Annotated in this window: 26 protein-coding genes and 2 tRNA genes; 18 read left to right on the top strand and 10 right to left on the bottom strand. The window is 63.6% G+C overall.

Going from position 1 to position 24601, the window contains the following annotated elements; translation table 11 throughout:
• Window positions 1–4: 4 nt before the first annotated feature.
• The 10 genes from NCR35_RS06960 to NCR35_RS07005 all read left to right on the top strand — a co-directional run bounded on the left by NCR35_RS06960 (window position 5) and on the right by NCR35_RS07005 (window position 9055).
• A tRNA-Val gene (locus NCR35_RS06960) sits at window positions 5–81 on the top strand.
• Between the two features lie 301 nt (window positions 82–382).
• Window positions 383–2290 carry a threonine--tRNA ligase gene (gene thrS / locus NCR35_RS06965; protein WP_250533779.1) on the top strand — a complete coding sequence of 636 codons (1908 nt, stop codon included), beginning with the start codon at window positions 383–385 and terminating at the stop codon, window positions 2288–2290.
• Between the two features lie 47 nt (window positions 2291–2337).
• Entirely contained in the window at window positions 2338–2865 is a 528-nt protein-coding gene (gene infC, locus NCR35_RS06970; RefSeq protein WP_175940639.1) for a translation initiation factor IF-3, read from the top strand.
• Window positions 2866–3106: 241 nt separating this feature from the next.
• Window positions 3107–3304: a 50S ribosomal protein L35 gene (gene rpmI, locus NCR35_RS06975; protein ID WP_004191477.1), complete on the top strand. Its 198-nt coding sequence runs from the start codon at window positions 3107–3109 to the stop codon at window positions 3302–3304.
• 25 nt (window positions 3305–3329) lie between these two features.
• Entirely contained in the window at window positions 3330–3689 is a 360-nt protein-coding gene (rplT, locus tag NCR35_RS06980) for a 50S ribosomal protein L20 (protein WP_008350196.1), read from the top strand.
• A 193-nt stretch (window positions 3690–3882) separates the two neighbouring features.
• The gene (pheS, locus tag NCR35_RS06985) at window positions 3883–4896 is read left to right on the top strand and encodes a phenylalanine--tRNA ligase subunit alpha (RefSeq protein WP_250533780.1); all 1014 of its coding nucleotides are present in this window, start codon (window positions 3883–3885) and stop codon (window positions 4894–4896) included.
• A gap of 77 nt (window positions 4897–4973) precedes the next feature.
• Complete coding sequence (pheT, locus tag NCR35_RS06990; protein ID WP_250533781.1) at window positions 4974–7406, top strand: phenylalanine--tRNA ligase subunit beta; 2433 nt, start codon at window positions 4974–4976, stop codon at window positions 7404–7406.
• Between the two features lie 47 nt (window positions 7407–7453).
• A complete protein-coding gene (locus NCR35_RS06995) occupies window positions 7454–7861 on the top strand; it encodes an integration host factor subunit alpha (RefSeq protein ID WP_159835930.1) in 408 nt (135 codons plus the stop codon).
• Between the two features lie 83 nt (window positions 7862–7944).
• Entirely contained in the window at window positions 7945–8328 is a 384-nt protein-coding gene (locus NCR35_RS07000) for a MerR family transcriptional regulator (protein WP_250533782.1), read from the top strand.
• Window positions 8329–8455: 127 nt separating this feature from the next.
• Window positions 8456–9055 carry a short chain dehydrogenase gene (locus tag NCR35_RS07005; protein WP_250533783.1) on the top strand — a complete coding sequence of 200 codons (600 nt, stop codon included), beginning with the start codon at window positions 8456–8458 and terminating at the stop codon, window positions 9053–9055.
• Between the two features lie 6 nt (window positions 9056–9061).
• Here the strand turns inward: NCR35_RS07005 and NCR35_RS07010 are convergent, their stop codons facing one another.
• From NCR35_RS07010 to NCR35_RS07035, 6 genes are all read right to left on the bottom strand, one after another.
• Window positions 9062–9271: a hypothetical protein gene (locus tag NCR35_RS07010; protein WP_250533784.1), complete on the bottom strand. Its 210-nt coding sequence runs from the start codon at window positions 9269–9271 to the stop codon at window positions 9062–9064.
• A 304-nt stretch (window positions 9272–9575) separates the two neighbouring features.
• Window positions 9576–9652: transfer RNA gene (locus tag NCR35_RS07015), tRNA-Pro, on the bottom strand.
• Between the two features lie 95 nt (window positions 9653–9747).
• Window positions 9748–10203 carry a hypothetical protein gene (locus tag NCR35_RS07020; RefSeq protein WP_250533785.1) on the bottom strand — a complete coding sequence of 152 codons (456 nt, stop codon included), beginning with the start codon at window positions 10201–10203 and terminating at the stop codon, window positions 9748–9750.
• A gap of 37 nt (window positions 10204–10240) precedes the next feature.
• Entirely contained in the window at window positions 10241–11131 is an 891-nt protein-coding gene (locus NCR35_RS07025; RefSeq protein ID WP_250533786.1) for a LysR family transcriptional regulator, read from the bottom strand.
• Between the two features lie 43 nt (window positions 11132–11174).
• A complete protein-coding gene (locus tag NCR35_RS07030; RefSeq protein WP_250533787.1) occupies window positions 11175–12098 on the bottom strand; it encodes a LysR family transcriptional regulator in 924 nt (307 codons plus the stop codon).
• 21 nt (window positions 12099–12119) lie between these two features.
• Window positions 12120–12938: an IclR family transcriptional regulator gene (locus NCR35_RS07035; RefSeq protein WP_206468000.1), complete on the bottom strand. Its 819-nt coding sequence runs from the start codon at window positions 12936–12938 to the stop codon at window positions 12120–12122.
• Window positions 12939–13158: 220 nt separating this feature from the next.
• On the opposite strand from NCR35_RS07035, the gene NCR35_RS07040 reads away from it, so the two are divergent.
• The 6 genes from NCR35_RS07040 to pcaC are packed head-to-tail and all read left to right on the top strand — an operon-like array spanning window position 13159 to window position 18328.
• Complete coding sequence (locus tag NCR35_RS07040; protein ID WP_175940087.1) at window positions 13159–13860, top strand: 3-oxoacid CoA-transferase subunit A; 702 nt, start codon at window positions 13159–13161, stop codon at window positions 13858–13860.
• A gap of 12 nt (window positions 13861–13872) precedes the next feature.
• On the top strand, window positions 13873–14529 hold the full coding sequence (locus NCR35_RS07045) for a 3-oxoacid CoA-transferase subunit B (RefSeq protein ID WP_244848463.1): 657 nt from the start codon (window positions 13873–13875) through the stop codon (window positions 14527–14529).
• Between the two features lie 27 nt (window positions 14530–14556).
• Window positions 14557–15759: a 3-oxoadipyl-CoA thiolase gene (pcaF, locus tag NCR35_RS07050; RefSeq protein WP_175940089.1), complete on the top strand. Its 1203-nt coding sequence runs from the start codon at window positions 14557–14559 to the stop codon at window positions 15757–15759.
• A gap of 4 nt (window positions 15760–15763) precedes the next feature.
• The gene (locus NCR35_RS07055; protein ID WP_250533788.1) at window positions 15764–17140 is read left to right on the top strand and encodes a 3-carboxy-cis,cis-muconate cycloisomerase; all 1377 of its coding nucleotides are present in this window, start codon (window positions 15764–15766) and stop codon (window positions 17138–17140) included.
• A 4-nt stretch (window positions 17141–17144) separates the two neighbouring features.
• Window positions 17145–17939, top strand: a complete 795-nt coding sequence (pcaD, locus tag NCR35_RS07060; protein ID WP_250533789.1) for a 3-oxoadipate enol-lactonase — start codon at window positions 17145–17147, stop codon at window positions 17937–17939.
• The gene (pcaC, locus tag NCR35_RS07065; RefSeq protein WP_250533791.1) at window positions 17936–18328 is read left to right on the top strand and encodes a 4-carboxymuconolactone decarboxylase; all 393 of its coding nucleotides are present in this window, start codon (window positions 17936–17938) and stop codon (window positions 18326–18328) included. The genes pcaD and pcaC overlap by 4 nt, the downstream gene beginning before the upstream one ends.
• Window positions 18329–18383: 55 nt before the next feature.
• Here pcaC and NCR35_RS07070 read toward each other — a convergent pair whose 3' ends face one another.
• Both NCR35_RS07070 and NCR35_RS07075 read right to left on the bottom strand, forming a co-directional pair.
• Window positions 18384–19679 carry a DUF3443 domain-containing protein gene (locus NCR35_RS07070; protein WP_250533793.1) on the bottom strand — a complete coding sequence of 432 codons (1296 nt, stop codon included), beginning with the start codon at window positions 19677–19679 and terminating at the stop codon, window positions 18384–18386.
• A 17-nt stretch (window positions 19680–19696) separates the two neighbouring features.
• Window positions 19697–20152 (bottom strand): DUF2844 domain-containing protein, encoded by a 456-nt coding sequence (locus tag NCR35_RS07075; protein ID WP_250533794.1) that lies wholly within the window; start codon window positions 20150–20152, stop codon window positions 19697–19699.
• A 396-nt stretch (window positions 20153–20548) separates the two neighbouring features.
• On the opposite strand from NCR35_RS07075, the gene bamC reads away from it, so the two are divergent.
• Together bamC and NCR35_RS07085 are read left to right on the top strand one after the other, a co-directional pair.
• Window positions 20549–21751 (top strand): NlpB/DapX family lipoprotein, encoded by a 1203-nt coding sequence (bamC, locus tag NCR35_RS07080; RefSeq protein WP_250533795.1) that lies wholly within the window; start codon window positions 20549–20551, stop codon window positions 21749–21751.
• A gap of 479 nt (window positions 21752–22230) precedes the next feature.
• A complete protein-coding gene (locus tag NCR35_RS07085) occupies window positions 22231–22521 on the top strand; it encodes a putative quinol monooxygenase (protein ID WP_244848472.1) in 291 nt (96 codons plus the stop codon).
• Between the two features lie 9 nt (window positions 22522–22530).
• Here the strand turns inward: NCR35_RS07085 and NCR35_RS07090 are convergent, their stop codons facing one another.
• Entirely contained in the window at window positions 22531–22791 is a 261-nt protein-coding gene (locus NCR35_RS07090) for a DNA-binding protein (protein WP_159835951.1), read from the bottom strand.
• A gap of 164 nt (window positions 22792–22955) precedes the next feature.
• On the bottom strand, window positions 22956–24566 hold the full coding sequence (gene aceB, locus NCR35_RS07095; RefSeq protein WP_250533796.1) for a malate synthase A: 1611 nt from the start codon (window positions 24564–24566) through the stop codon (window positions 22956–22958).
• Window positions 24567–24601 lie beyond the last annotated feature (35 nt).

A 24601-nucleotide genomic window follows, 5' to 3' on the forward strand; every position in this document is an offset into this window, starting at 1 on the left:
TTTCAGGCTCGTAGCTCAGCTGGTTAGAGCACCACCTTGACATGGTGGGGGTCGTTGGTTCGAGTCCAATCGAGCCTACCAACGAAAACGAGACTTCGGCGAATCATCGGTTCACGGAGTTTCACTCCGCAAGAAGCGCGAAGGCGCAAAAGGCGAACAAAGAAATGGCACTTCGAACGTTGACCGAAACATATTCGGAGCGACGCTAGTCGAGGACCTCTTTCGCCTTCTGCCCTTTTTGTTTCGCGGTATGTGTGAAAAGTGAATGCGGCCCCTCGAAAGCGGGGCCGCATTTTTTTTGTCCCTCGGTTTCTGTTTTCGATACCGCGGGCCAGTGCTTATTCGAACTCGCTCGGCGTGCGCCGGCGTCCTGGAGAACGAAATGGTTTCGGTACGTTTGCCTGATGGGTCGGTCCGCCAATACGACCACCCGGTGACCGTCGCGGAAGTCGCGGCATCGATCGGCGCGGGCCTCGCCAAGGCGGCGCTCGCCGGCAAGCTGAACGGCGAGCTCGTCGATACGTCCTACGTGATCGACCACGATTCTTCGCTCGCCATCGTCACCGACAAAGACCCGGAAGGCGTGGATGTCGTTCGCCACTCCACGGCGCACTTGCTGGCCTACGCGGTCAAGGACCTCTTTCCTGAAGCGCAGGTGACCATCGGGCCGGTCATCGACAACGGCTTTTACTACGACTTCTCGTACAGCCGTCCCTTCACGCCCGAAGACCTCGAGAAGATCGAGAAGCGCATGCAGGAAATCGCGAAGAAGGACGAGCCGGTGTCGCGCCGCGTCGTCTCGCGCGACGAGGCGGTCGAGTACTTCAAGAGCATCGGCGAGCAATACAAGGCCGAGATCATCTCGTCGATTCCGGAGTCCGACGAGATTCGGCTCTATTCGCACGGCAACTTCATCGACCTGTGCCGTGGCCCGCACGTGCCGTCCACCGGCAAGCTCAAGGTTTTCAAGCTGATGAAGGTTGCCGGCGCTTACTGGCGCGGCGATTCGAAGAACGAGCAATTGCAGCGCATTTACGGTACCGCCTGGACCAAGAAGGAAGACCAGGACCAGTATCTCCACATGCTCGAGGAAGCGGAAAAGCGCGACCATCGCAAGCTCGGCAAGCAACTCGACCTGTTTCACTTGCAGGACGAGGCGCCCGGCATGGTGTTCTGGCATCCGAAGGGCTGGTCGCTGTGGCAACAAGTCGAGCAGTACATGCGCCGTCGCGTGAACGAAGCCGGCTATCTGGAAATCAAGACTCCGATGGTCATGGACCGTTCGCTGTGGGAAGCGTCGGGTCACTGGCAGAACTATCGTGAGAACATGTTCACGACCGAATCGGAAAAGCGCGACTACGCGATCAAGCCGATGAACTGCCCGGGCCACGTGCAGGTGTTCAACCACGGCCTGCGCTCGTACCGCGATCTGCCGTTGCGCTACGCAGAGTTCGGCTCGTGTCACCGCAACGAGCCGTCGGGCGCGCTGCACGGTCTCATGCGCGTGCGTGGCTTCGTTCAGGACGACGCGCACATCTTCTGCACCGAAGACCAGTTCATCGCCGAGTCGATCGCCTTCAACACGCTGGCCATGAGCGTGTACAAGGACTTCGGCTTCGAGCACATCGACATCAAGCTGTCGCTGCGTCCGGAGCAGCGCGCGGGCACCGACGAGATCTGGGACCGCGCGGAGCAGGGGTTGCGCGAAGCGCTGACCGCGTGCGGTCTCAAGTGGGAAGAACTGGCGGGCGAGGGCGCGTTCTACGGTCCGAAGATCGAGTATCACATCAAGGACGCGCTCGGCCGGTCCTGGCAGTGCGGAACGCTGCAGCTCGACATGGTGCTGCCGGAGCGTCTGGGCGCTGAGTACGTCGCTGAGGACAACAGCCGCCGCCGCCCGGTCATGCTTCACCGCGCGATCGTCGGTTCGATGGAGCGTTTCCTCGGCATCCTGATCGAGCACCATGCCGGTGCGATGCCGCCGTGGCTCGCGCCTGTGCAGGCAGTCGTGCTGAATATTGCCGAAAGTCAGGCCGAATACGCGGCATCGCTAGTCCAATCGTTGCAAAAACAAGGGCTTAGAGTTGAGGCCGATTTGCGCAACGAGAAGATTAGCTATAAAATACGCGAGCACACGCTGCAAAAGGTCCCGTATTTGCTGGTTGTCGGGGACAAGGAGCGTGAGGCGCAAACCGTGGCCGTGCGTGCTCGTGGCGGTGTCGATCTCGGCGTCATGCCGGTCGACGCATTCCTCGAACGTCTGCAGCAGGAAGTGCGGGCGTTCAAGTAAGTCACTCGCAGCGCGGCTAGTTTTTTCATTCTTAGAGGAAACGTAACATCGCTACTGATAAGTCGTCACATCGCATCAACGGTGAAATTACTGCGCCGGAAGTGCGCTTGGTCGGAGTGGACAACGAGCCGCTCGGAATCGTGAAACTGGCCGAGGCGTTCCGTCAATCGGAACAGCTCGACGTGGATCTCGTCGAAATCGCGCCGCAGGCCTCGCCGCCTGTCTGCCGTTTGATGGATTACGGCAAGTTCAAGTACTCGGAAGCGAAGAAGCAGCACGAGGCAAAGCTGAAGCAGAAGATCGTGCAGGTGAAGGAAGTCAAATTCCGCCCCGGCACGGATGACGGTGACTACAACGTCAAGCTGCGCAACCTCACGCGCTTCCTCGAAGACGGCGACAAGACGAAAATCACGTTGCGTTTCCGTGGGCGCGAAATGGCGCACCAGGAAATCGGCATGCGTATGCTCGAACGCCTGAAGGCGGATCTGGACGAAGTCGGCCAGGTCGAGCAGATGCCGAAGATGGAAGGCCGCCAGATGATCATGGTGCTGGCGCCGAAAAAGAAGGCGAAGTAAGCACAGTAGTAAGCGATGGATCGCGCGCCGCCCGGTCTGCGGACAGGGCGGCCAGCGCGGCATCGCCAGCGGTTTCAGAAGCGCGCCGGTTCAGTGGCGCGGTTCATGAAAAGCGGCGGTCTGCAAACGAGATCGTCCGCATACAAGTGGAGCGTGGGTTTCGAAGGGCGGGAAGGGATCTTGGCCGGTACGCGAAGATCAGCCGCACACCCATGACCATCTAATAAACTGGAGTAGTTTCATGCCGAAGATGAAGACCAAGAAGAGTGCTGCAAAGCGCTTCGTGGTGCGTCCGGGCGGTACCGTCAAGCGCGGTCAGGCCTTCAAGCGCCACATTCTTACCAAGAAAACCACCAAGAACAAACGCCATCTGCGTGGCGCCACGGCCGTTCATGATTCCGATCTGAACTCCGTCCGCGCAATGCTGCCGTTCGCCTAACCTCATCTAACTTAAGGAGAGCAACATGCCTCGAGTAAAACGTGGGGTTACCGCACGGGCCCGTCACAAGAAGATCATTCGTCTGGCCAAGGGTTACCGCGGCCGTCGCAATAACGTCTATCGCATCGCCAAGCAGGCGGTCATGCGCGCTGGGCAGTACGCCTACCGCGATCGCCGCAACAAGAAGCGTGTGTTCCGCGCACTGTGGATCACGCGTATCAACGCGGCGGTGCGTCAGCACGACATGACCTACAGCGTGTTCATCAACGGCCTGAAGAAGGCTTCGATCGAACTCGACCGCAAGGTGCTGGCTGACATGGCTGTGTTCGACAAGGCTGCTTTTGCTGCGATCGTCAAGCAGGTGAAAGCCGCCGTCGCAGCCTAATTGCGAAATTAGTACTGCGTGGTTTGCCTGAGCGTCGCCGTGTCATAGACGGTTGCGCGAAGGCAGAAAACGGGGCTCTCACCGAGCCCCGTTTTTGTTGGCCGGACGGTTTTGCGCATGACTTGGATTGTCCACAGGTCACGCGCAAAACCGCAAATCAGACTGAACTTTCGACGTTGAAAAGATGGGATCAATGGATCTGGACCAGATTGTCGCCGACGCGAAAAGCGCCTTTGAACACGCCACCGATGCCACGACGCTCGAAAACGAGAAGGCTCGCTTTCTCGGCAAGTCCGGCGCGCTGACCGAACTGCTGAAGGGCTTGGGCAAGCTCGATCCCGAAGCGAAGAAAACCGAAGGCGCGCGCATCAATCAGGCGAAGCAGCAAGTCGAGGCCGCGCTGAACGCGCGCCGGCAGGCGCTGGCCGATGCCCTGCTGAACCAGCGCCTCGCCGCCGAAGCGATCGACGTCACGCTCCCCGGGCGCGGCGCGGGCGTGGGCACGCTGCATCCGGTCATGCGCACGTGGGAACGCGTCGAGCAGATTTTCGGCTCGATCGGTTTCGACGTGGCCGATGGTCCCGAGATCGAGACCGACTGGTACAACTTCACGGCGCTCAATAGCCCGGAGAACCATCCGGCGCGTTCGATGCAGGACACGTTCTATGTCGATGGCAAGGACGCCGAAGGACGCCCGCTGCTGCTTCGCACCCACACGAGCCCGATGCAGGTGCGCTACGCGCGCATGAACAAGCCGCCGATCAAAGTGATCGTGCCGGGCCGCACGTATCGCGTGGACAGCGACGCCACGCACTCGCCGATGTTCAATCAGGTCGAAGGCCTGTGGATCGAGGAGAACATCAGCTTCGCGGACCTGAAGGGCGTCTACACCGATTTCCTCAAGAAGTTCTTCGAGCGCGACGACATTCTCGTGCGTTTCCGCCCGTCGTATTTCCCGTTCACGGAGCCGTCGGCCGAAATCGACATGATGTTCGAGCACGGCAAGAACGCGGGCAAATGGCTGGAAATCTCCGGCTCGGGCCAGGTGCATCCCACCGTCATCCGCAACATGGGCCTGGACCCGGAGCGGTACATCGGCTTTGCGTTCGGCAGCGGCCTCGAGCGTCTGACCATGCTGCGTTACGGCGTGCAGGACTTGCGCCTCTTCTTCGAGAACGATCTGCGTTTCCTGCGCCAGTTCGCCTGAAGCCGCACAGCCCGCGACGCCCGGTCTTCACTGAAGCATCGGGCGCGAGACACCACCTCATTCGAACGTAGACACACATGCAATTCCCCGAATCATGGCTCCGTAGCTTCGTCGATCCCAAGCTCTCCACCGACGAACTCGCTCACGCGCTGACGATGGCCGGTCTGGAAGTCGAAAACCTGCGCCCGGTCGCGCCGCCGACCGCGAAGATCGTCGTCGGGCAGGTGCTGGAAGTGGCGAAGCATCCGAACGCCGACAAGCTCAACGTCTGCCAGGTCGATGCCGGCACGGGCGAGCAGTTGAACATCGTCTGCGGCGCGCCGAACGTGTCGCCGGGCATCAAGGTGCCGGTGGCTTTGATCGGCGCGGTGTTGCCGCCGGTCGAAGCAGGCGGCGAGCCGTTCGCCATCAAGCCGACCAAGCTGCGCGGCATCGACAGCCAGGGCATGCTGTGCTCGGCGCGCGAACTGAAGCTGTCGGAAGACCACAGCGGTTTGCTGATTCTTCCGGCGGACGCGAAGGTCGGCCAGGACATCCGCGAGGCGCTGAACCTCGACGACACCGTCTTCGAAATCAAGCTCACGCCGAACAAGGCGGATTGCCTCTCGGTGTTCGGCGTCGCGCGCGAAACGGCTGCGATCACCGGCGCGCCGCTGAAGACGCTCGACATGCCGCCCGTCAAGACGACGCTCGACGAAAAGCTGCCGGTCAAGGTGCTGGCGCCGGACTTGTGCGGGCGCTTCTCCGGCCGCGTGATCCGCGGCGTGAACGCACGCGCGAAGACGCCGCAATGGATGGTCGAGCGTCTCGAACGCGCGGGCCAGCGCAGCATCTCCGCGCTCGTCGATATTTCGAACTACGTGATGCTCGAACTCGGCCGTCCGACGCACGTGTTCGATCTCGACAAGATTCACGGTGGCATCGAAGTGCGCTGGGGCAAGAAGGGCGAATCGCTGAAACTCTTGAACGGCAACACCGTCGATCTGGATGAAAGCGTCGGCGTGATCGCGGACGACCGGCAAGTCGAAAGTCTCGCGGGCATCATGGGCGGCGACAGCACGGCCGTCTCGCTCGATACCACGAACATCTATCTGGAAGCCGCGTTCTGGTGGCCCGACGCCATCCGCGGCCGGGCGCGCAAGTACAACTTCTCGACGGACGCAGCGCATCGCTTCGAGCGTGGCGTCGATTATTCGACGACGGTCGAGCACATCGAACGCATCTCGCAACTGATCCTCGATATCTGCGGCGGCGAAGCCGGTCCGGTCGACGACCAGATCCTCAATGTGCCCGAGCGTCGTCCCGTGACGATGCGCGTCGAGCGCGCGCATCGCATCATCGGCGTCGAGATCGGCGCGGATGAGATCGCGCAGATTTTCAAGCGGCTGAACCTCGCGTTCGAACGCGACGGCGACACCTTCAAGGTCACGCCGCCGCCGTATCGCTTCGACATCGAGATCGAAGAAGACCTGATCGAGGAAGTCGCGCGCATCTACGGCTTCGAAAAGATTCCGGCGCGCCCGCCGGTGGCCGCGAGCGAGATGCGCCGCACGAACGAGACGGTCCGCTCAATTCACGTGCTGCGTCATGCCGTTGCCGCGCGCGACTATGCGGAGACGGTCAACTTCAGCTTCGTGGACGCCGAGTGGGAGAAGGACCTCGCCGGCAACGACAATCCGGTCAGGCTCATCAACCCGATCGCGAGCCAGCTTTCGGTCATGCGCACGACGCTCTTCGGCAGTCTGATCGACGTGCTGCGCTACAACCTGAACCGCCGCGCGGACCGCATCCGCGTGTTCGAGGCAGGGCGCGTGTTTCTGCGCGATGCATCGGTGAAGGCGGGCGAACTCACCGTCGAAGGCTTCGCGCAGCCGAAGCGCATCGGCGGTCTCGCCTACGGTCCCGCGCTCGAAGAGCAGTGGGGCGTGGCGTCGCGTCAAGTCGACTTCTTCGACGTGAAGGGCGACGTCGAGGCGCTGTTTGCGCCGGTCGTGCCGCGCTTCGTGAAGGCCGAGCATCCGGCGCTGCATCCGGGACGCAGCGCGCGCATCGACGTGGGCGGGCGCGCGGTCGGCTGGATCGGCGAATTGCATCCGCGCTGGATGCAGAAGTACGACCTGCCGCACGCGCCGATCCTCTTCGAAATCGACGCCGAGGCGCTCATGGAACGTGCGCTGCCGACGCCGTCCGAAGTATCGAAATTCCCGCCGGTGCGCCGTGATATCGCCGTCGTGGTGGATCAGAACGTGCCCGTGCAGGCGCTTCTCGACGAGCTCGAAAACGCCCGTTCGGAGCCCGCCTGCAAGTACGTCACGCGGGTTGTGCTTTTCGATGAATTCCGTCCAAAATCAAACACTTCCGGCGGTTTGGGAGCGCATGAGAAAAGTCTTGCCTTCCGTGTAACGTTGCAAGATACTGGCGGCACGCTTCAGGACGAAACGGTCGACACGGCCATCAACACGCTGGTGGATCGCCTGGCTCGAGTACACGGCGCGCGGTTGCGCGGATAGCCTGCAGTTGGCCCCTCCGTCTCACACGCATTTGCCGTTTTACCGATATGAACCAAATGAACTCGAGTGATTTCGAAGCCCTTCTTTCGGCGCAGCGTAGCGCCATGACCCGAGACAACACCACTTCGGGCGCGTTGTCGAATGACACGCCGACGCTCACCAAAGCCGAACTGGCGGAAATGCTGTTCGACCACGTCGGTCTGAACAAGCGCGAAGCGAAGGACATGGTCGAAGCGTTTTTCGAGGTCATCCGCGACGCGCTCGAAAGTGGCGACAGCGTCAAGCTGTCGGGCTTCGGCAACTTCCAGTTGCGCGACAAGCCGCAGCGTCCGGGACGCAATCCGAAGACTGGCGAAGCCATTCCCATCGCGGCGCGGCGGGTCGTCACGTTTCATGCGAGCCAGAAGTTGAAGGCGCTGGTCGAAACGGGAGCGGAGACGAGTCTGACTCGCTGACGCGTATCTCGCGCCTGAGGGCGCATCCCGCTGTCCGACCGCCGCGCTTCATCGACATCACTCACCACGATGGTTGATCGACGATGGAAAAAGTCGTCTTGCCTCCGATCCCGGCCAAGCGTTATTTCACGATTGGCGAAGTCAGCGAGCTGTGCGGTGTCAAGCCGCACGTGCTTCGCTATTGGGAACAGGAGTTCACGCAGCTCAGGCCGGTCAAGCGGCGCGGCAACCGCCGGTACTATCAGCATCACGAAGTCTTGCTGATCCGGCGGATTCGCGAACTGCTTTACGAGCAGGGCTTCACGATCAACGGGGCGCGTAATCGGCTCGACGCGCAAGGGCGCGCGAATGGCGACGATGCCATGTCCGCGGAGTCGTCCGGCGCGGCAGAGGCGCAGCAGCCGGCGGTCGACGTCGATCAGCTTCGCAAGGAGATCATGCAGGTGATCGATCTGCTCGGCGGGTGAGCGCCGGTTGCATGAACACGAGAAAGCCGCGATCGCGTATCGCGGCTTTTTCGTTTGTATCGAGCGTGCATGGCAGGCCGGCTGTACGATACCCGCGTGTCTTTCTCGTTCTCTTCAGGGAGGCTTTATGCGAGTGTTGATCGTGGGCGCGACGGGATTGCTGGGCACGGAGATCGCGCGAATCCTGGCGCTCGAGCACGATGTGATAACGGCGAGCCGCAAGGGCTCGGATGTCGCTGTGGATTTGTCCGACAAGGCGAGCATCGCGGCGATGTACTCGAAGGTCGGCAACGTGGGCGCGGTGCTATGCGTCGGCGGGACGGCGAAGTTCGCGCCGCTCGATTCCCTTTCCGACGACGACTTCGCGTTCAGTCTCGCCAACAAGCTGATGGGACAGGTCAACCTCGTGCGCTGCGCGATCGGCCATGTGGACGAGGGCGGCTGCATCACGCTGACGAGCGGCACGCTCGCTCAACAGCCGATGATCGGCAGCGCGGCCGTGAGTATCGTCAATGCGGGCGTCGAAGGATTCGCGCGTGCGGCGGCGCTGGAGTTGCAGGGCAAGATGCGCGTCAACGTGGTCAGTCCGGGATGGGTCGCGGAGACGCTTCAGTCGATGGGCAAGGACCCGTCCGGCGGCGTTCCGGCCGCCGATGTGGCGCGGGCATACAAGCGCACGATCGACGAAGCGATCACCGGACAAGTGCTGCTCGTCGCCAAAGGATGAGCAGGGTCAGCCCGGTGCGGCCTTGACGCTTTTCTCCGATCCCGCGACCGACCAATAGACGATGCTCGGCCCGATACCGCGCGGTGGATAAACGCGCCAGTCGTTCACGCCATGGTGAAAGAAGTAGAGCGCGTAGCAGCCGCCGCGTACGCTGTCGGGCGCGCTTACGCAGACATAGCGGCTTCCGCCGGGATAAATGCGGCCGAAGCGCGCCACGCGCGCAGCACTTCGCGCATCGAACCTTCTGGCGATTTCATTGCGCAAAGAGGATGGGGTGTATTTGGCCTGGGCGCGCCTGTGGTCGACAGTCGCGCAAGCGGACAGAGGCATTGCGGTGCCGCTCCTTATGTGTCAGTCGAACATTAGAGCTTAAGTGGCTGTTGCGCAAGTCAATTCGCGCGCGCCGCAGCGGTTGCGAGACACGCGCTCGACGCGGAGCGTCGTCATGGCCAAATGAGGAAACCGTAGCCGAATAAGACAAAAGGCTCTCCGGCCGAAAGCCGGAGAGCCTTTTGGATTTTGGTCGGGGCGAGAGGATTTGAACCTCCGACCACCTGCACCCCATGCAGGTACGCTACCAGGCTGCGCTACGCCCCGAAAGAGCGCAAGTATATCAGAGCGAAACGGATAGTAGAACTGCTTCGGCGATTTTTACGGCAAATGTCGAAGAATCCACTTTTGCCGCTCATGGGTTACGAAGCCGCGGCCGACGTGGCATCGGCTTCCACCATGTCCGGCATCTTCGCCTCCACGACGCGCGGCTTGGCGCTCCGTTGCCGCTGCCGGAACCGCAGCGCCAGCACCAGCGACACCGCGCACGGAACGAGATAGCCGAGCACGCGCGCGCTCCACGCCGTGCGCGACCCCACGGCCTCGTACCGCGTATGTGCATGGAAGCCGGCGGACGCGAACACCATTGTCAGAGTGAAGTCGAGCACCATGGCCAGCGCGCAAAAGACGCAGTAGATGAGCGCGCCGTTCCAGACCGGTTTGCCGCTCGCCGCGTTGGCCGTGCGGCACGCGAAGAGCACGGCGCCCAGCAGTAACAGATTGAAAAGCAACGGAACCCAGGGGAAGTCCATGTGCGGATGCCTCATGCGCTGAAGAGATCGGCCGTCCGCCAACCGGACGCCGGGCGCGATCTTCACACGCAGCCCCGTTTCGCTTGAATAAGAGTATTCCTAATCAGTTTGGCCGATCCGCCAGCGCCCCGGAGAGAAAGTCGATGAACGTGCGCACCTTCGTCGTCATGTACTTGCGGCTCGTGTACACCGCGTAGACGGCTGGCGCAAAGGCCGCGTAGTCCGGCAGCACGCGCACGAGCGCGCCGGATGCCAACTCCGCTTCGACGATCCACAGCGGGAAATACGCGAGCCCGATGCCGGCTTTCACGAGTTGTAGCGCCATCGAAGTGTCGTTTGTTTTCAACACGGCTTGATTTTTGACGGTGACAGCGCCGTCCGGGCCGGAAAGCGTCACGGACTCGATGTTCGTATAAGTCGGCAGAACCGTGCGATGCCGCGCGAGATCGTCGGGATGGCGAGGCTCGCCGTGACGCTCTAGATAAGCGCGCGAGCCGGCCAGCACGAACGGCATCGTGCAGAGCGGCCGCACGATCAGCGAAGGCGACGGCTCCGACGTCGCGCGCAATGCCATGTCGTAGCCTTCTTCGACCAAATCGACGAAGCGGTTCTCCAGCCGCAAGTCGACCAGCACGCCGGGATAACGCGCCTGATACGCGACAAGCAGATCCGCGAACCGGCGATTCGCGAACCAGCCCGGCGCCGTCACCTTCAGCACGCCCTTCGGCTCGGCGGTCTGTGCGCCGACCGCCGCCTCGGCTGCCTGCAAGATGTCGAGCGCCTCGCGGGACTGCTCGTAGTACACGCTGCCTGCTTCGGTCAGACTCAGGTGCCGCGTCGTGCGGTTCAGCAGCCGCACGCCGAGTTGACGTTCGAGATTCGCGACATGCTTGCTCGTCATGGCCGTCGAAATGTCGAGGCGCTCGGCCGCCTTCACGAAGCTGCCGGCTTCGACCACTTCGCGAAACACGCGCAGGCTGGTGAGCGCATCCATCGTTCAGAGTCCGCAGGAAAGGGAAAGCGCGATCTTAGCCGGATCACTTCGGCCATTCATCGAGCGCGTCGTTGAAGAGCGAGGCGACGACGCCGCGCAGCCAGGTCGTGCGCGGATCGTTGTGATACTTGCGATGCCAGTGCTGCCTAAGATCGAAGCGCGGCAACGGTAGCGGCGGCTCGGCAAGCGTGATCGACGCGTGCTCGGCGACATACGCGAAGCCGATCGCATGCGGCACCGTCGCGATCAGATCGGTGCGCGACAGGATGAACGGCAAGCTCATGAAGTGCGGCGTCTCCAGCACGGCGCGGCGCCGCACGCGCTCTTTGTCCAGATAATTCTCAAGGATTTCCTGGCTGCGTCCTTCCGCGCGTACGACCGCGTGGCCGCATTCGACGAAGCGTTCGAGCGTGAGCGGCGCATTCGCGAACGGATGATCCCGCCGCATCAGGCAGATGAAGCGATGCGAGAAAAGCCGCTGCTGGAAGAAGTTGTTGCCGTGCAGGTCGGGGAAGTAACCGACGGCCAGATCGATGTCGCCGGACGCGAGCCCGCGCTCGACTTCGCCGTGCGATGCCGACACCGAGCGCAAATTCGCATGCGGCGCTTCTTTCGCTAACGCCTGCAACAGACGCGGCAGAAACACGATCTCGCCGACATCCGAAAGCGCGATGGCGAACGTGTCGGTGCTGGAAGACGGATCGAAATGCTGCGTGTCCAGCAGGCCGCGCTCGATGCGGCTCAGCGCCTCGCGCGCCGCGGGCACGAGCGCGAGCGCGCGCGGCGTCGGTTCCATGCCGCGCGACGTGCGCACGAAGAGCGGATCGTTGAAATATTCGCGCAGCCGCCCGAGCGCCGTCGACACACGCGGCTGACTCACGCCGAGCCGTTCGGCTGCGCGGCTCACGTTGCGCGTCTCCTCGATGGCGACGAGAAACGGAATCAGGTTCAGGTCGAGGTCGTTCATGATGTGGAGCGCGGGCCGCCGTCAGCCGCGTCGCGCGACCAGTTCGGATACGCGTTGCGCCGCGCTTTGCAGCGGGTCGAGAAACGCCTTCACCATCTGCTTCGCGTTCTTGCGCTGCGCGTTGCCGCTTATGTTGAGCGCCGCAATCACGCGGCCTTGCCGGTCGCGAATCGGCGCGGACATCGAAATCAGTCCTTCCTCCAATTCCTGATCGACGATCGCCCAGCCCTGGCGGCGCACGAGCGCGATCGCGTCTTTCAACGCATTGCGGTCGGTGATCGTATGCGGCGTCCTCGCGACGATGTTGCTTGCGTCGAGCACCGCGTCGAGCCGCGCGTCGTCGAGCGCTGAAAGCAGGACGCGGCCCATCGACGTGCAGAACGCGGGCAGACGGCTGCCGATAGACAGATTCTGCGTGATGATCTTGTGCGTCGGCACACGCAGCACATAGACGATTTCCGCGCCGTTCAGCACGGCGGCCGAACAACTTTCGTGAACCTGCTCGACGAGATCCTCCATCACGGGCTCCGCCAGATTCCAGAACGGCATCGACGTCAGATAGGCGAAGCCGAGATCGAGAATCTTCGGCGTCAGTTGAAAGAGCCGGCCGTCGGCTTCCACATAGCCGAGCGACTGCAACGTGAGCAGAATGCGCCGCGCGCCGGCGCGCGTGAGGCCCGTGGCGGCGGCGACATCGGTGAGCGTTTGCGCGGGGCGGCTCGCATCGAACGAACGGATCACGGCCAGGCCGCGCGCGAACGACTGCACATAGGCATCGCCGGGACGCGACGGCGCGTCTTGCACGTCGGTATCGAAAGAGGGCGTTGGAAGCTTGTTCATGACGTTCTCGGACGGCTCTGGCTCCGTACAAACCCGCGAATTGCGCGGGTTTCGTTGACACTGCAACGAACGCAGGACTACCATTCGGTTGTTCGCTAAACGAATCGATGTTCGCATATCGAACATACTCACGCAAGCGTCATCGACGCGCAGGTAAACCCGAAGTTCGAAGCAGCGCGTAGTGTCTGCGCGCGCCGAACGGGACCGGAGAAGAACGGCAATGATCAACAAGATTTTCGAATCGCTCGCGTCCGCGGTGGCGGATGTTCACGACGGAGCGACCATCATGATCGGCGGATTCGGCACGGCGGGCATGCCGTCCGAACTGATCGACGCGCTCATCGAGCAAGGCGCGCGCGAGCTGACCATCGTGAACAACAACGCGGGCAACGGCGACACGGGACTCGCCGCGCTCCTGAAGGCAAAGCGCGTGCGCAAGATCATCTGCTCGTTCCCCCGGCAGACGGACTCGCACGTATTCGACGCCCTTTACCGCGCCGGCGAGATCGAGCTGGAACTCGTGCCGCAGGGCAATCTCGCGGAGCGCATTCGCGCGGCAGGCGCGGGCATCGGCGGCTTTTTCACGCCGACCGGCTACGGCACGAAACTCGCGGAAGGCAAGGAAACGCGCGAAATCGACGGCAAGCACTACGTGCTCGAATCGCCGCTGCATGCGGACTTCGCGCTGGTGAAGGCGTTCAAGGGCGACCGCTGGGGCAATCTGGTCTATCGTAAGACGGCGCGCAACTTCGGGCCGATCATGGCGAGCGCCGCGAAGACGGCCATCGTGCAGGTCTCGAAGGTCGTGCCGCTCGGCGAACTCGACCCGGAACACATCGTGACGCCCGGCATTTTCGTGCAGCGCGTCGTGGAAGTGCCGCAAGCGGTGCATGCCGCCGAACTCGCCGCAGAAGCCGCTTAAAGGATCAATGCCATGAAGAAACTGACTCGTGACGAAATGGCCAAGCGCGTGGCCGCGGACATTCCCGAAGGCGCATATGTGAATCTGGGCATCGGCGTGCCGACGCTCGTCGCCAATCATCTCGCGGCGGATCGCGAGATCTTCCTGCACAGCGAAAACGGACTGCTCGGCATGGGCCCGGCGCCCGCGAAAGGCGAAGAGGACGACGAACTCATCAACGCCGGCAAGCAGCACGTCACGCTGCTGACGGGCGGCGCGTTCTTCCATCACGCGGATTCGTTCGCGATGATGCGCGGCGGCCATCTCGATTTCTGCGTGCTGGGCGCGTTCCAGGTGTCGGCGAAAGGTGATCTCGCGAACTGGCATACCGGTGCGCCCGACGCGATTCCGGCTGTCGGCGGCGCGATGGACCTCGCCATCGGCGCAAAGCAGGTCTACGTGATGATGGAACTGCTCACGAAGCAGGGCGAAAGCAAGCTCGTGGCCGAGTGTTCCTACCCGGTGACGGGCGTGCAGTGCGTCGACCGTGTCTACACGGACCTCGCCGTGTTCGACGTCACGCCGGACGGCTTCGTCGTGCGCGAGATCGTCGACGGTCTGTCGTTCGAGGAATTGCAGAAGCTGGCCAACGTGCCGCTTCAGTACGCGCCCATTTCCGAGGCAGCCTGAGAAACATATCTAGATTTGGAGCAAGCGATGAAAGATGCATTCGTATGTGACGCGATCCGCACGCCGTTCGGCCGCTACGCCGGCTCGCTGTCGTCGGTGCGCGCGGACGATCTCGGCGCAGTGCCGCTGCGCGCGCTGATGGAGCGCAATAAGGAAGTGGACTGGGAAGCGGTCGAGGAAGTCATCTACGGCTGCGCGAATCAGGCGGGCGAAGACAACCGCAACGTCGCGCGCATGTCCGCGCTGCTCGCAGGCCTGCCGGTCGGCGTGCCGGGCTCCACGGTGAATCGGCTCTGCGGTTCGGGCATGGACGCCATCGGCATCGCGGCGCGCGCCATCAAGTCGGGCGAGGCGGGGTTGCTCGTCGCGGGCGGCGTCGAAAGCATGAGCCGCGCGCCGTTCGTCATGGGCAAGGCGACGAGCGCGTTCTCGCGTCAGGCCGATATCTACGATACGACCATCGGCTGGCGCTTCGTCAATCCGCTGATGAAGAAGCAGTACGGCGTCGACTCGATGCCGGAGACCGCCGAGAACGTCGCGGACGACTACAAGGTGAGCCGCGAAGATCAGGACGCGTTCGCGCTGCGAAGCCAGCAGAAGGCGGCGCGCGCGCAGAAGGACGGCTCGCTCGCGCAGGAAATCACGCCGGTCACGATTCCGCAGAAAAAGGGCGATGCCATCGTCGTCGATCGCGACGAGCATCCGCGCGAAACGAGCCTCGAAGCGCTGGCGAAGCTCAAGGGCGTCGTGCGCCCGGACGGCAGCGTGACGGCGGGTAACGCGTCGGGCGTGAACGACGGCGCCTGCGCGCTTCTGATCGCCGACGAAGACAGCGCGAAGCGCCACGGCCTCACGCCGCGCGCGCGCATCCTCGGCATGGCGACCGCTGGCGTGCCGCCGCGCGTGATGGGCATCGGGCCGGGTCCGGCGTCACAGAAGCTCCTCGCGCGTCTCGGCATGACCATCGACCAGATGGACGTGATCGAGCTGAACGAAGCCTTCGCGTCTCAAGGTCTCGCGGTGCTGCGCATGCTCGGCGTCGGCGACGACGATCCGCGCGTCAATCCGAACGGCGGCGCGATCGCGCTCGGGCATCCGCTCGGCGCGAGCGGCGCGCGGCTCGTGACGGCGGCGACGTATCAGCTGGAACGCACCGGCGGCCGCTTCGCGCTGTGCACCATGTGCATCGGCGTGGGTCAGGGCATCGCGATGGTCATCGAACGCGTCTGACGACATGTTCGAAACCACCGGACGCCTGACCGACCTCATCTGCGGCAGCGAAGCGGCCAACGCGGTCTGGTCGCCGCGCGCCACCGTGCAGGCCATGCTCGATGTCGAAGCGGCGCTCGCGCGCGCGTCGGCCAAAGCGCGTGTGATTCCCGCGAGCGCCGTCGATGCGATCGTCGCCTCGTGCGACGCCGACAACATCGACGCCCCCGCGCTCATGTCGGGCGCGGCCGCGGGCGGCAATCTCGCGATTCCGCTCGTCAAGCAGCTGACCGCCGTCGTCAAGGCGCGCGACGCCGAAGCCGCGAAGTACGTGCATTGGGGCGCGACGAGCCAGGACATCATCGACACGGGCGTGGTGCTGCAGTTGCGCTCGGCGCTCGATCTGCTGAACGCGGACCTGCGCACGCTTGCCGACGCGCTCGCGGATCAGGCGGACAAGCATCGCGCGACGCCGATGATCGGCCGCACGTGGCTGCAACAGGCGCTGCCGATCACGCTCGGCCTGAAGTTCGCGCAATGGCTGGACGCGGTGTCGCGTCATCGGGCGCGTCTTGCCGATGTGCGCGCACGCGCGCTCGCGCTCCAGTTCGGCGGCGCGGCGGGCACGCTCGCGAGCCTGCGCGACAAGGCGCTGCCGACGGCGCGCGCGCTCGCCGACGATCTGCGCCTCGCGTTGCCCGCGCTGCCGTGGCATACGCAGCGCGATCGCATTGCGGAAGCGGCGTCGTTCTTCGGCATGCTGACGGGCACGCTCGGCAAGATCGCGCGGGACATTTCGCTCATGATGCAGACGGAACTCGGCGAAGTGGCCGAGCCGTCGGCGGCGGGCAAGGGCGGCTCGTCGACGATGCCGCACAAGCGCAATCCGGTCGGCTGCGCGGCCGTGCTCACGGCGGCCACGCGCGCGCCGAATCTCGTCGCGACGATCTTCGCGGGCATGGTGCAGGAACACGAGCGCGCGCTCGGCGGCTGGCAAGCCGAATGGGAAGCGTTGCCGGACCTCGCGCGGCTGACGGCGGGCGCGCTCGCCAACGTGAAGGACATCGTGCCGGGCCTCGAAGTGAACGTCGGGCGGCTCGCGGCGAATCTGAACGCGACGAACGGCCTCGTGCTCGGCGAGGCCGTGATGCTCGCGCTCGGCGACGCCATCGGCCGGCTCGACGCGCACAAGCTCGTCGAAGGCGCGTCGAAGGCGGCGGTCGCGAGCGGTCAATCGCTTTTCGACGTGCTCGCCGCGAACGAAACGGTCAGCGCCCATCTCTCGCGAGAACGCCTGAAGGAACTGCTCGATCCGGCAAACTACGTCGGTCAGGCTCAGGCGTTCGTCGATGCCGCCATCGCGCAGCATCGCCAGTATCAAGACCAAGATTCGGAGCAATAACAGCATGCCTCTTGCCGATATCAACCAAACCCGGATTCACTACCGGATCGACGCCACCGCCGGCCACGACGCGCCGTGGCTCGTGCTTTCGAATTCGCTCGGCGCGGACGTGTCGATGTGGACGCCGCAGATGGAGGCGTTCGCCAAGCACTACCGCGTGCTGCGCTACGACACGCGCGGCCACGGCCATTCGGACGCGCCGCCCGGCCCGTACACCGTCGATCAGCTGATCGGCGATGTCGTCGCGCTGATGGATCATGTCGGCATCGAGCGCGCGAACTACTGCGGCCTCTCGATGGGCGGCCTCACCGGCATCGGGCTCGCCGCGCGTCATCCCGAGCGCTTCTCGCGCGTGGTGCTGTCGAACACGGCCGCGAAGATCGGCTCGGACGCCGTGTGGACGCCGCGCGCCGCGAAAGCGCGCGAGCCGGGCGGCATGGCCGCGCTCACCGACAGCGTCATTGCGCGCTGGTTCACCGCGCCGTTCATCGAGCGGGAGCGGCTCGTGCTCGCGAATATTCGCGACGTGTTCCGCCACACCTCGGGCGACGGCTACGCGTCCAACTGCGAGGCGATCCGCGACGCCGACCTTCGCGAAGAAGCGAAGACCATCGCGCTGCCCGTGCTCGTGATCGCGGGCACGCACGACCTGTCGACGACGGCCGAGCAGGGCCGCGAACTCGCGGGCGCCATCGGCGGATCGCGCTACGTCGAACTGGATGCCGCGCATCTGTCGAACATCGAGAAGCACGACGCCTACACGCACGCCGTTCTCGACTTCCTCGGAGAACAGCAATGACCGACGACGAACGCTACGAAGCGGGCATGCAAGTGCGCCGCGCGGTGCTGTCCGACGCGCACGTGGACCGCTCGCTCGCTAACCGCACGGAGCTCACGACCGAGTTCCAGAACTTCATCACGCGTTATGCGTGGGGCGAGATCTGGACGCGCGAAGGCTTGCCGCGCCACACGCGCAGTCTCATCACCATCGCAATGATGGTGGCGCTCAACCGCAGCGAAGAACTCGCGCTGCACCTGCGCGCCGCGAAGAACAACGGCGTGACGCAGGACGAGATCAAGGAAGTGCTGATGCAGACCGCGGTCTATTGCGGCGTGCCTGCGGCGAACTCGGCGTTCCACCTCGCGCAGAAGATTTTCGAGGAAGAAGCGCGGTCGGGCGGGCAGTAGCCGGATCACGTTCGCAAAAGCCGTCTCCGCTATGCCGGAGACGGCTTTTGCGCTTTTAGAACGCGTAGTACGGCCCGTTGCCCGCTGGCGTCGCGCGGCCTTCGAGCGCGGTGAACACGCGCCGGCCGTAGAAGAACGGCAGGCCCCAGTCGAAGTAGCCGCTCGCCGGCCCCGCCAGATTGCTGAACGCGTTGTTGGTGCTCGACAGAAGCGTCGTCGCTTTGGCGACGGAAAACGACACGGCGGCCGACGCGCCGGTCGCGGAACTGAGCGTCGCGTTGAGCGTTTGCGTCGTGGCCGGGCAGTACCACACGCCGCAGGACGGGAGTGTGGTCGACGGGAAGAAGAGGCCGTTCGATCCGCTGTCGATGAAGCTCGAACCGTAGTCGCTGCCGCCGAAGTTCGTCGAGACGTAGCCTGTGATGGAGTTGGACTTGAGCACCGTCGCCGAGCCCAACAGATTGTTCGCCTGCGATCCGATGCCGAAGGTCATCGTCCCCGCGACCGTGGACGCGCCTTCGGGCGGCACGGCCGGCAATTCGATCAGCACGCCGTTGTTGTCCGTGGCGAAGCGTGCGACCGGATTCGTCACTTGCTGCGCGACGGCGACCGTGGTCGCGGAACACGCGCTCGACGTGCAGTCGTAGTACCAGCGCGGCATCGCGGACGCAGCGCAACCGGCGCCGCAATCGGCGGTGAACGGCCCGACGCCCAAAATGCCGTTGCCGCGCAGGTTCGACGCAGTGAGCATCGGCAGGCCGGACTGGCTGCAATCCGTGGCGGCAGCGGGGACGGCCAGGTCCGCGATCAACTGAACGGAGGTTGCGCTCGCCAACTGGCCGGCGAGTCGCACATCGGCCTGGCGGACCGCGCCCCACGTATAGCCGGAGCCGAACACCGCGCATTCCGCGACGACTGAACTGCCCGCGCTGCCCGCGCTGCCCGCCTTGCCCGCCACGACAGGCAACGCAATCGACGGATCGAGCGCGGACGCGAGCACGCGCAAGCCTTGCGAGCCGGTATCCACCTGAATGTTGTCGATGGTCTGGCACTTGTTCGTGCCGGGCACGCAGAGGGTGACGCTCGTTTGCAGCATGTTGCGCGTGCCGGTGGAAATTCGCGTGACTTGAATGGGCTGCACGTTGGGCGTCGCAGACTGAACGACGACGTTGCTCGCGGCGGGCGGCGCGCTCGCGGGAACCGGCGCGCTGGCCGGCGCGGGCGTGCTTGCGGCCGATGGCGCCGGCGCGGCTGGCGAAGCGGTCGTCGCGTTTCCCGAGCCGCCGCCACAAGCATGAAGCAGCAGGCAGACGGCGATCAGGGGCAAGCGGCAAAGCGTGCGGATGGTCATGGCTGGTCTCTCGCGCTTTATTGGATATCCGCTGCCGATACGCCCGCCGGCAACGCGCTCGTGAGCCACGCGCGCCCGCTGAATTCCCGCAGGCGCGTCCGATTCTCGACCCTCAGATCCGCGTCCGACACGCGCGCCGTGTGAAGTCCGGCATCGCCCGCCGTTGCGCTTGCGCCGTCCCGAAAGCGCGAGAAGTAAGCGCCGAGCAGCGCCTCGACGTTCGGCATCGCCGGTCCGCGCCACGACACGGCGTACACGGTGCCGGCCGCATCGACGTATTCGCGCAGCACGATCCCGTGCGGATCGGTCGTCTCGCGGTAGGTCGCGAGTCCGCTCTGTGCCCGATGGACTACCGCGCCGTCCGATGCGTCCGATGCGCGCTTGGTCGCGCCGAGTTGCGCATGGCACAGCGTGCTGACGCCGAGCGCGATGCAGGCGGCAGCAAGGTACTGAGGACATCTTATGTTTCGCATCGTTGTCTCCGATTGTTCTAGGAGCAATCCTATTTTCAGGACGGAATTCTAAGATGAATGCGAAGGAGAGCGATACGGGGACGAGCGCGCTAGGAATGCGACGGAAAAACGCAGAGAAGTCCGAAAATTCAAGACGTTGCGGAAAACCGAACGGCACATTGACGAGTTGCGCGAGTGTCATAAATTGTCAAATGTGTGCGGCGGCGGTCTAATACGGATGGGCATCGACTCCATCGTCGCGCGGTCGATCGCGGCCAGAAGAATGCGATGTCATCCGAATCCGGTCGCGCCCGGCGATTCGCTTACCCCTCTTTTTGCACGGCGTTGCGCCGGACCGGTAAAATGCTGGGTTGATCCACGGACGACCCCGTGGCGTAGCGGAAGGACTTTCCAGACATGACAGATTTTCGTGTAACCAAGCGGATGGCTGCGCTTTTCGCGGTGGCCGGAATCGTGGCGGGTTGCGGCACCTCTTCGCCCACCGCGATCAACTACAAGAGCGATCAACGCTCGAAGCAATCGTCGCTCGCCGTTCCGCCGAACCTTCTCGACGAAGCGGTCGACCAGCGTTCGTTGCCCCCGCAAGGCGGGCAGGCGTCGCTCTCGGATCTTCAACAGGTTCAGAAAGTCGCGCCGAACGCGCCCACCGTGGTGCCGCCGGTTTCGGGCATGCACATCCAGCGCGACGGCGCGGAGCGCTGGCTCGTCATCGACAATAAATCGCCCGATCAGGTCTGGCCGCAAATCCGCCGCTTCTGGCAGGAGCAGGGCTTCCTGCTCGTCGTGGATTCGCGCGACAAGGGCGTGATGGAAACCGACTGGAACGAAACCCATCCGCAGATCTCGGACGGCCTCATCCGCGACACGCTCGCGAAGGCCACCGGCAATTCGTATGTGACCGCCGAACGCAACAAGTACCGCACGCGTCTGGAAGCGGGATCGAACGGCGGCACGTACGTGTTTATCAGCCAGAAGGGCATGCGCGAGGCGCTGACCGGCGTCAACAACGACACGAGCCAGTGGCAGGCGCGTCCGAACGATCCCGCGCTCGAAAACGAATACCTGAAGCGGCTGATGTCGTCGCTGGCAATCGCTGACTCTCGCCAGGCGGCGGGTGTCGCGGGCGCAGGCGACACGGCCGCATCCGCGAACGCGCAGCCCGCAAAGGGCGGCGACAGCAAGGCGGCGGCCACGGCCGCGCAGAACGTCGCAAACGCGGGCAATAGCCCGATTCGCAACGAGACCGTGCCGCAGGCCGAGTCCGCGCAACTCACGTTGCCCGAAGCGTACGACCGCGCGTGGCTGCGCGTCGGCATTGCGCTCGACCGTGCGAACTTCACGGTGGACGACCGGGACCGGGCGCGCGGCGTCTACTTCGTGCGTTATGCCGACCCGAACGACAAGTCGGCACGCGAGCAAGGGTTCTGGAGCCAGGTTTTCCACGGCCGCAAGGAAATCGCCGTGAAGCAGTATCAGGTCAATGTGCGCGCCATTACCGAAGGCGAAACGCGCGTGGCGATCGTCGATGACAAGGGCCAGGTGGATTCGTCTCCGCAAGCGCGGCAGATCATGGCATTGCTGGCTGACCAGATCAGCTGAATCAGCGCCTGAAGCGCACAGGTCGCTCAGCGCTACGAGAACCGCCTCTTCACGAGGCGGTTTTTTTTCGCCACGCATAGGGGCGAACGGCCGACTCTAGCGCCGAATGCAAAGTGCGCCGCCAGACGAATTGCATGCGAAGAGCGTGCTTATATTGCGCAGAGGATTCTTTTCATCATCCAATGTGCGCAATAGCTTATAAAAAAATCACGGGGGACAGTACATTGCGGTCATGGCGTGATTGACGCGCCGCCGCTCGATTCAGAGCAGCAAGTCCACCCGCAGCAACACCCGATAACGGCTCGCGGCAGCGAGTCCCGATGGCCCCGTCGCCTATCCTCGTAGGGCGACGGCTTTTGCCCGCGTTCCACCCGGAACGCGGGTTTTTTCTTTGCGCGTTTGAATCGTTCCCGGCGCGTTTTGCGTCACGCGTTTATGCTTTGCTTTTAATCGTTTATTGAAGACAGGAGAAAGCGCGTATGTCAGAAGTCGCCGTGGTCGCCATTTTTATCGCGAAGCCGGGAAAAGAAGAAGAGTTGCGGCAAGTGCTGGAAGCCAACGTCGAACCGACGCGCCAGGAACGCGGCGCGCTTCAGTACGATCTGCATCGCGACATCAAGGAGCCGCGCCGCTTTATCTTCGTCGAACGTTGGGAAAGCGAAGCCGCGCTGGCGGACCACGGCCAGACCGCGCACATTCAGGCGTTCAGGGCCAAGGCGCCGGAACTCTACGAACACGGCGAAGTGCACGTCGCGAGCAAGCTGCTCTGAAGCCAGGCGTCAGTGCGTTTCGTGCGGGACATCCAGGATCAGGATGATGGTCCAGTCCGCTTCGCCGTCATGGTGATACTGACGTTCCGCCACGATAAACGGCTGCTGCTTGCCTGCCGGCCCGAGAAACAGTACGTCGCCCTCCATCGGCAGGCACTCGACGGGCGGCAGCGCCAGAAACGCGTCCTTGTTGGCGTTGCGCGGCATCAGTTTCTCGATCTTGCGCGATGCCGCGTCGGTCCATTCGATATCGAGTTGAATATTGCTCATGCTGTCGTTCGCACGCGAGTGCGCTCCACGGTTGAATCGTTGAAAAAGACGATGCGCAATGTAGCACACGCCATGCGTTCCCCGTGACGCGCCTCGCATGTGCGAACGGCCCGCGGGCGTGAACCCGCGGGCCGTTCTTCATGCAGGACTCAAGGACGTGCGTTTCAGATTTCTTCGTACAGCGGCAGCGTCAGGAATTCGGTGAACTGCTCCGAAGTCGACATCGTTTTGAAGATCTTCGCGGCGCGCTCATACGGCTTCGTATCGCTGCCCGCGCCGCCGACGCTTTGCTTCACCTTCTCCAGTTCGTCGATGATGATCTCGCGCACCATCGCGGCCGTGACCTTGCGGCCGTCTTCGAGCTTGCCCTTCGGCGAACGAATCCACTGCCACACTTGCGAGCGCGAAATCTCCGCCGTGGCGGCGTCTTCCATCAGGTTGTGAATCGGCACGCAGCCATTGCCCGCAAGCCACGATCCGAGGTAATGGATGCCCACGTTCACGTTGTTGCGCAGGCCCGCTTCGGTGATCGGCGCTTCCGGGCGGAAATCGAGCAGATCGTGCGCGGTCACTTGCACGTCGGGGCGCTGCTTTTCGATCTGATTCGGCTTGTCGCCGAGCACCTTGACGAACTCTTCCATCGCGACCGGCACGAGTCCCGGGTGCGCGACCCAGCCGCCGTCGTAGCCGTCGGTGGCATCGCGCGCCTTGTCGGAGCGCACCCCGCCCATCGCCTTGTCGTTCGCGGCGGGATCGTTCTTGATCGGAATCAGCGCGGACATGCCGCCGATGGCGGGCGCGTTCCGCTTGTGGCACGTCTTCAGCAATTCGAGCGCGTAGGCGCGCATGAACGGCACCGTCATCGTGATCTGCGAACGGTCCGCGAGGCAGAAGTCCGGATCGTTCTTGAACTTCTTGATCGCCGAGAAAATGTAGTCCCAGCGGCCCGCGTTCAGGCCGGAACTATGTTCGCGCAGCTCGTAGAGAATCTCGTCCATTTCGAACGCGGCGAGAATCGTCTCCACGAGCACGGTCGCGCGTATCGTGCCGCGCGGGATGCCGACGCCTTCCTGCGCCGCGATGAAGATGTCGTTCCACAGACGCGCTTCGAGATGGCTCTCCATCTTCGGCAAATAGAAGTACGGGCCGCTGCCGCGAGCGATCAGTTCCTTCGCGTTGTGGAAGAGATAAAGCGCGAAGTCGAAGATGCCGCCCGACACGCGCTGGCCGTCGACGGTCACGTGCTTCTCGTCGAGATGCCAGCCGCGCGGACGCACGATCAGCGTCGCGATCTTGTCGTTGAGCGTGTACGACTTGCCGTTCTGCTCGAGCGAGATCGTCCGGCGCACGGCTTCTTTGAGGTTGATCTGGCCGACGATCTGGTTGCCCCACACCGGCGCGTTCGAATCCTCGAAGTCGGTCATATACGAATCCGCGCCGGAGTTGAGCGCGTTGATGATCATCTTGCGCTCGACCGGGCCGGTGATTTCGACGCGCCGGCATTGCAGGTCCTTCGGCAGCGGCGCGACGGTCCAGTCGCCTTCGCGGATCGCCTTCGTTTCTTCGAGAAAGCCGGGGCGCTCGCCCGCATCGAGGCGCTTGGTGCGCTCCACGCGCGCGGCGAGCAGTTCCTGACGGCGCGGCTCGAACCGGCGATGCAGCATTGCGACGAACGCGAGCGCCTCGGGCGTCAGAATGGCTTCGAAGCCGGGCTTGATCTCGGCCGAAATGGCCATGCCTTCCGGCAACGCGAGCGGGTTCGAAGGGTGCGTCATGTGTTTTCTCCTTGGTCGGTCAGACGGTTTTGCTT

It is taken from the genome of Caballeronia sp. AZ10_KS36 (assembly GCF_023631105.1).
Lineage (GTDB): Bacteria > Pseudomonadota > Gammaproteobacteria > Burkholderiales > Burkholderiaceae > Caballeronia.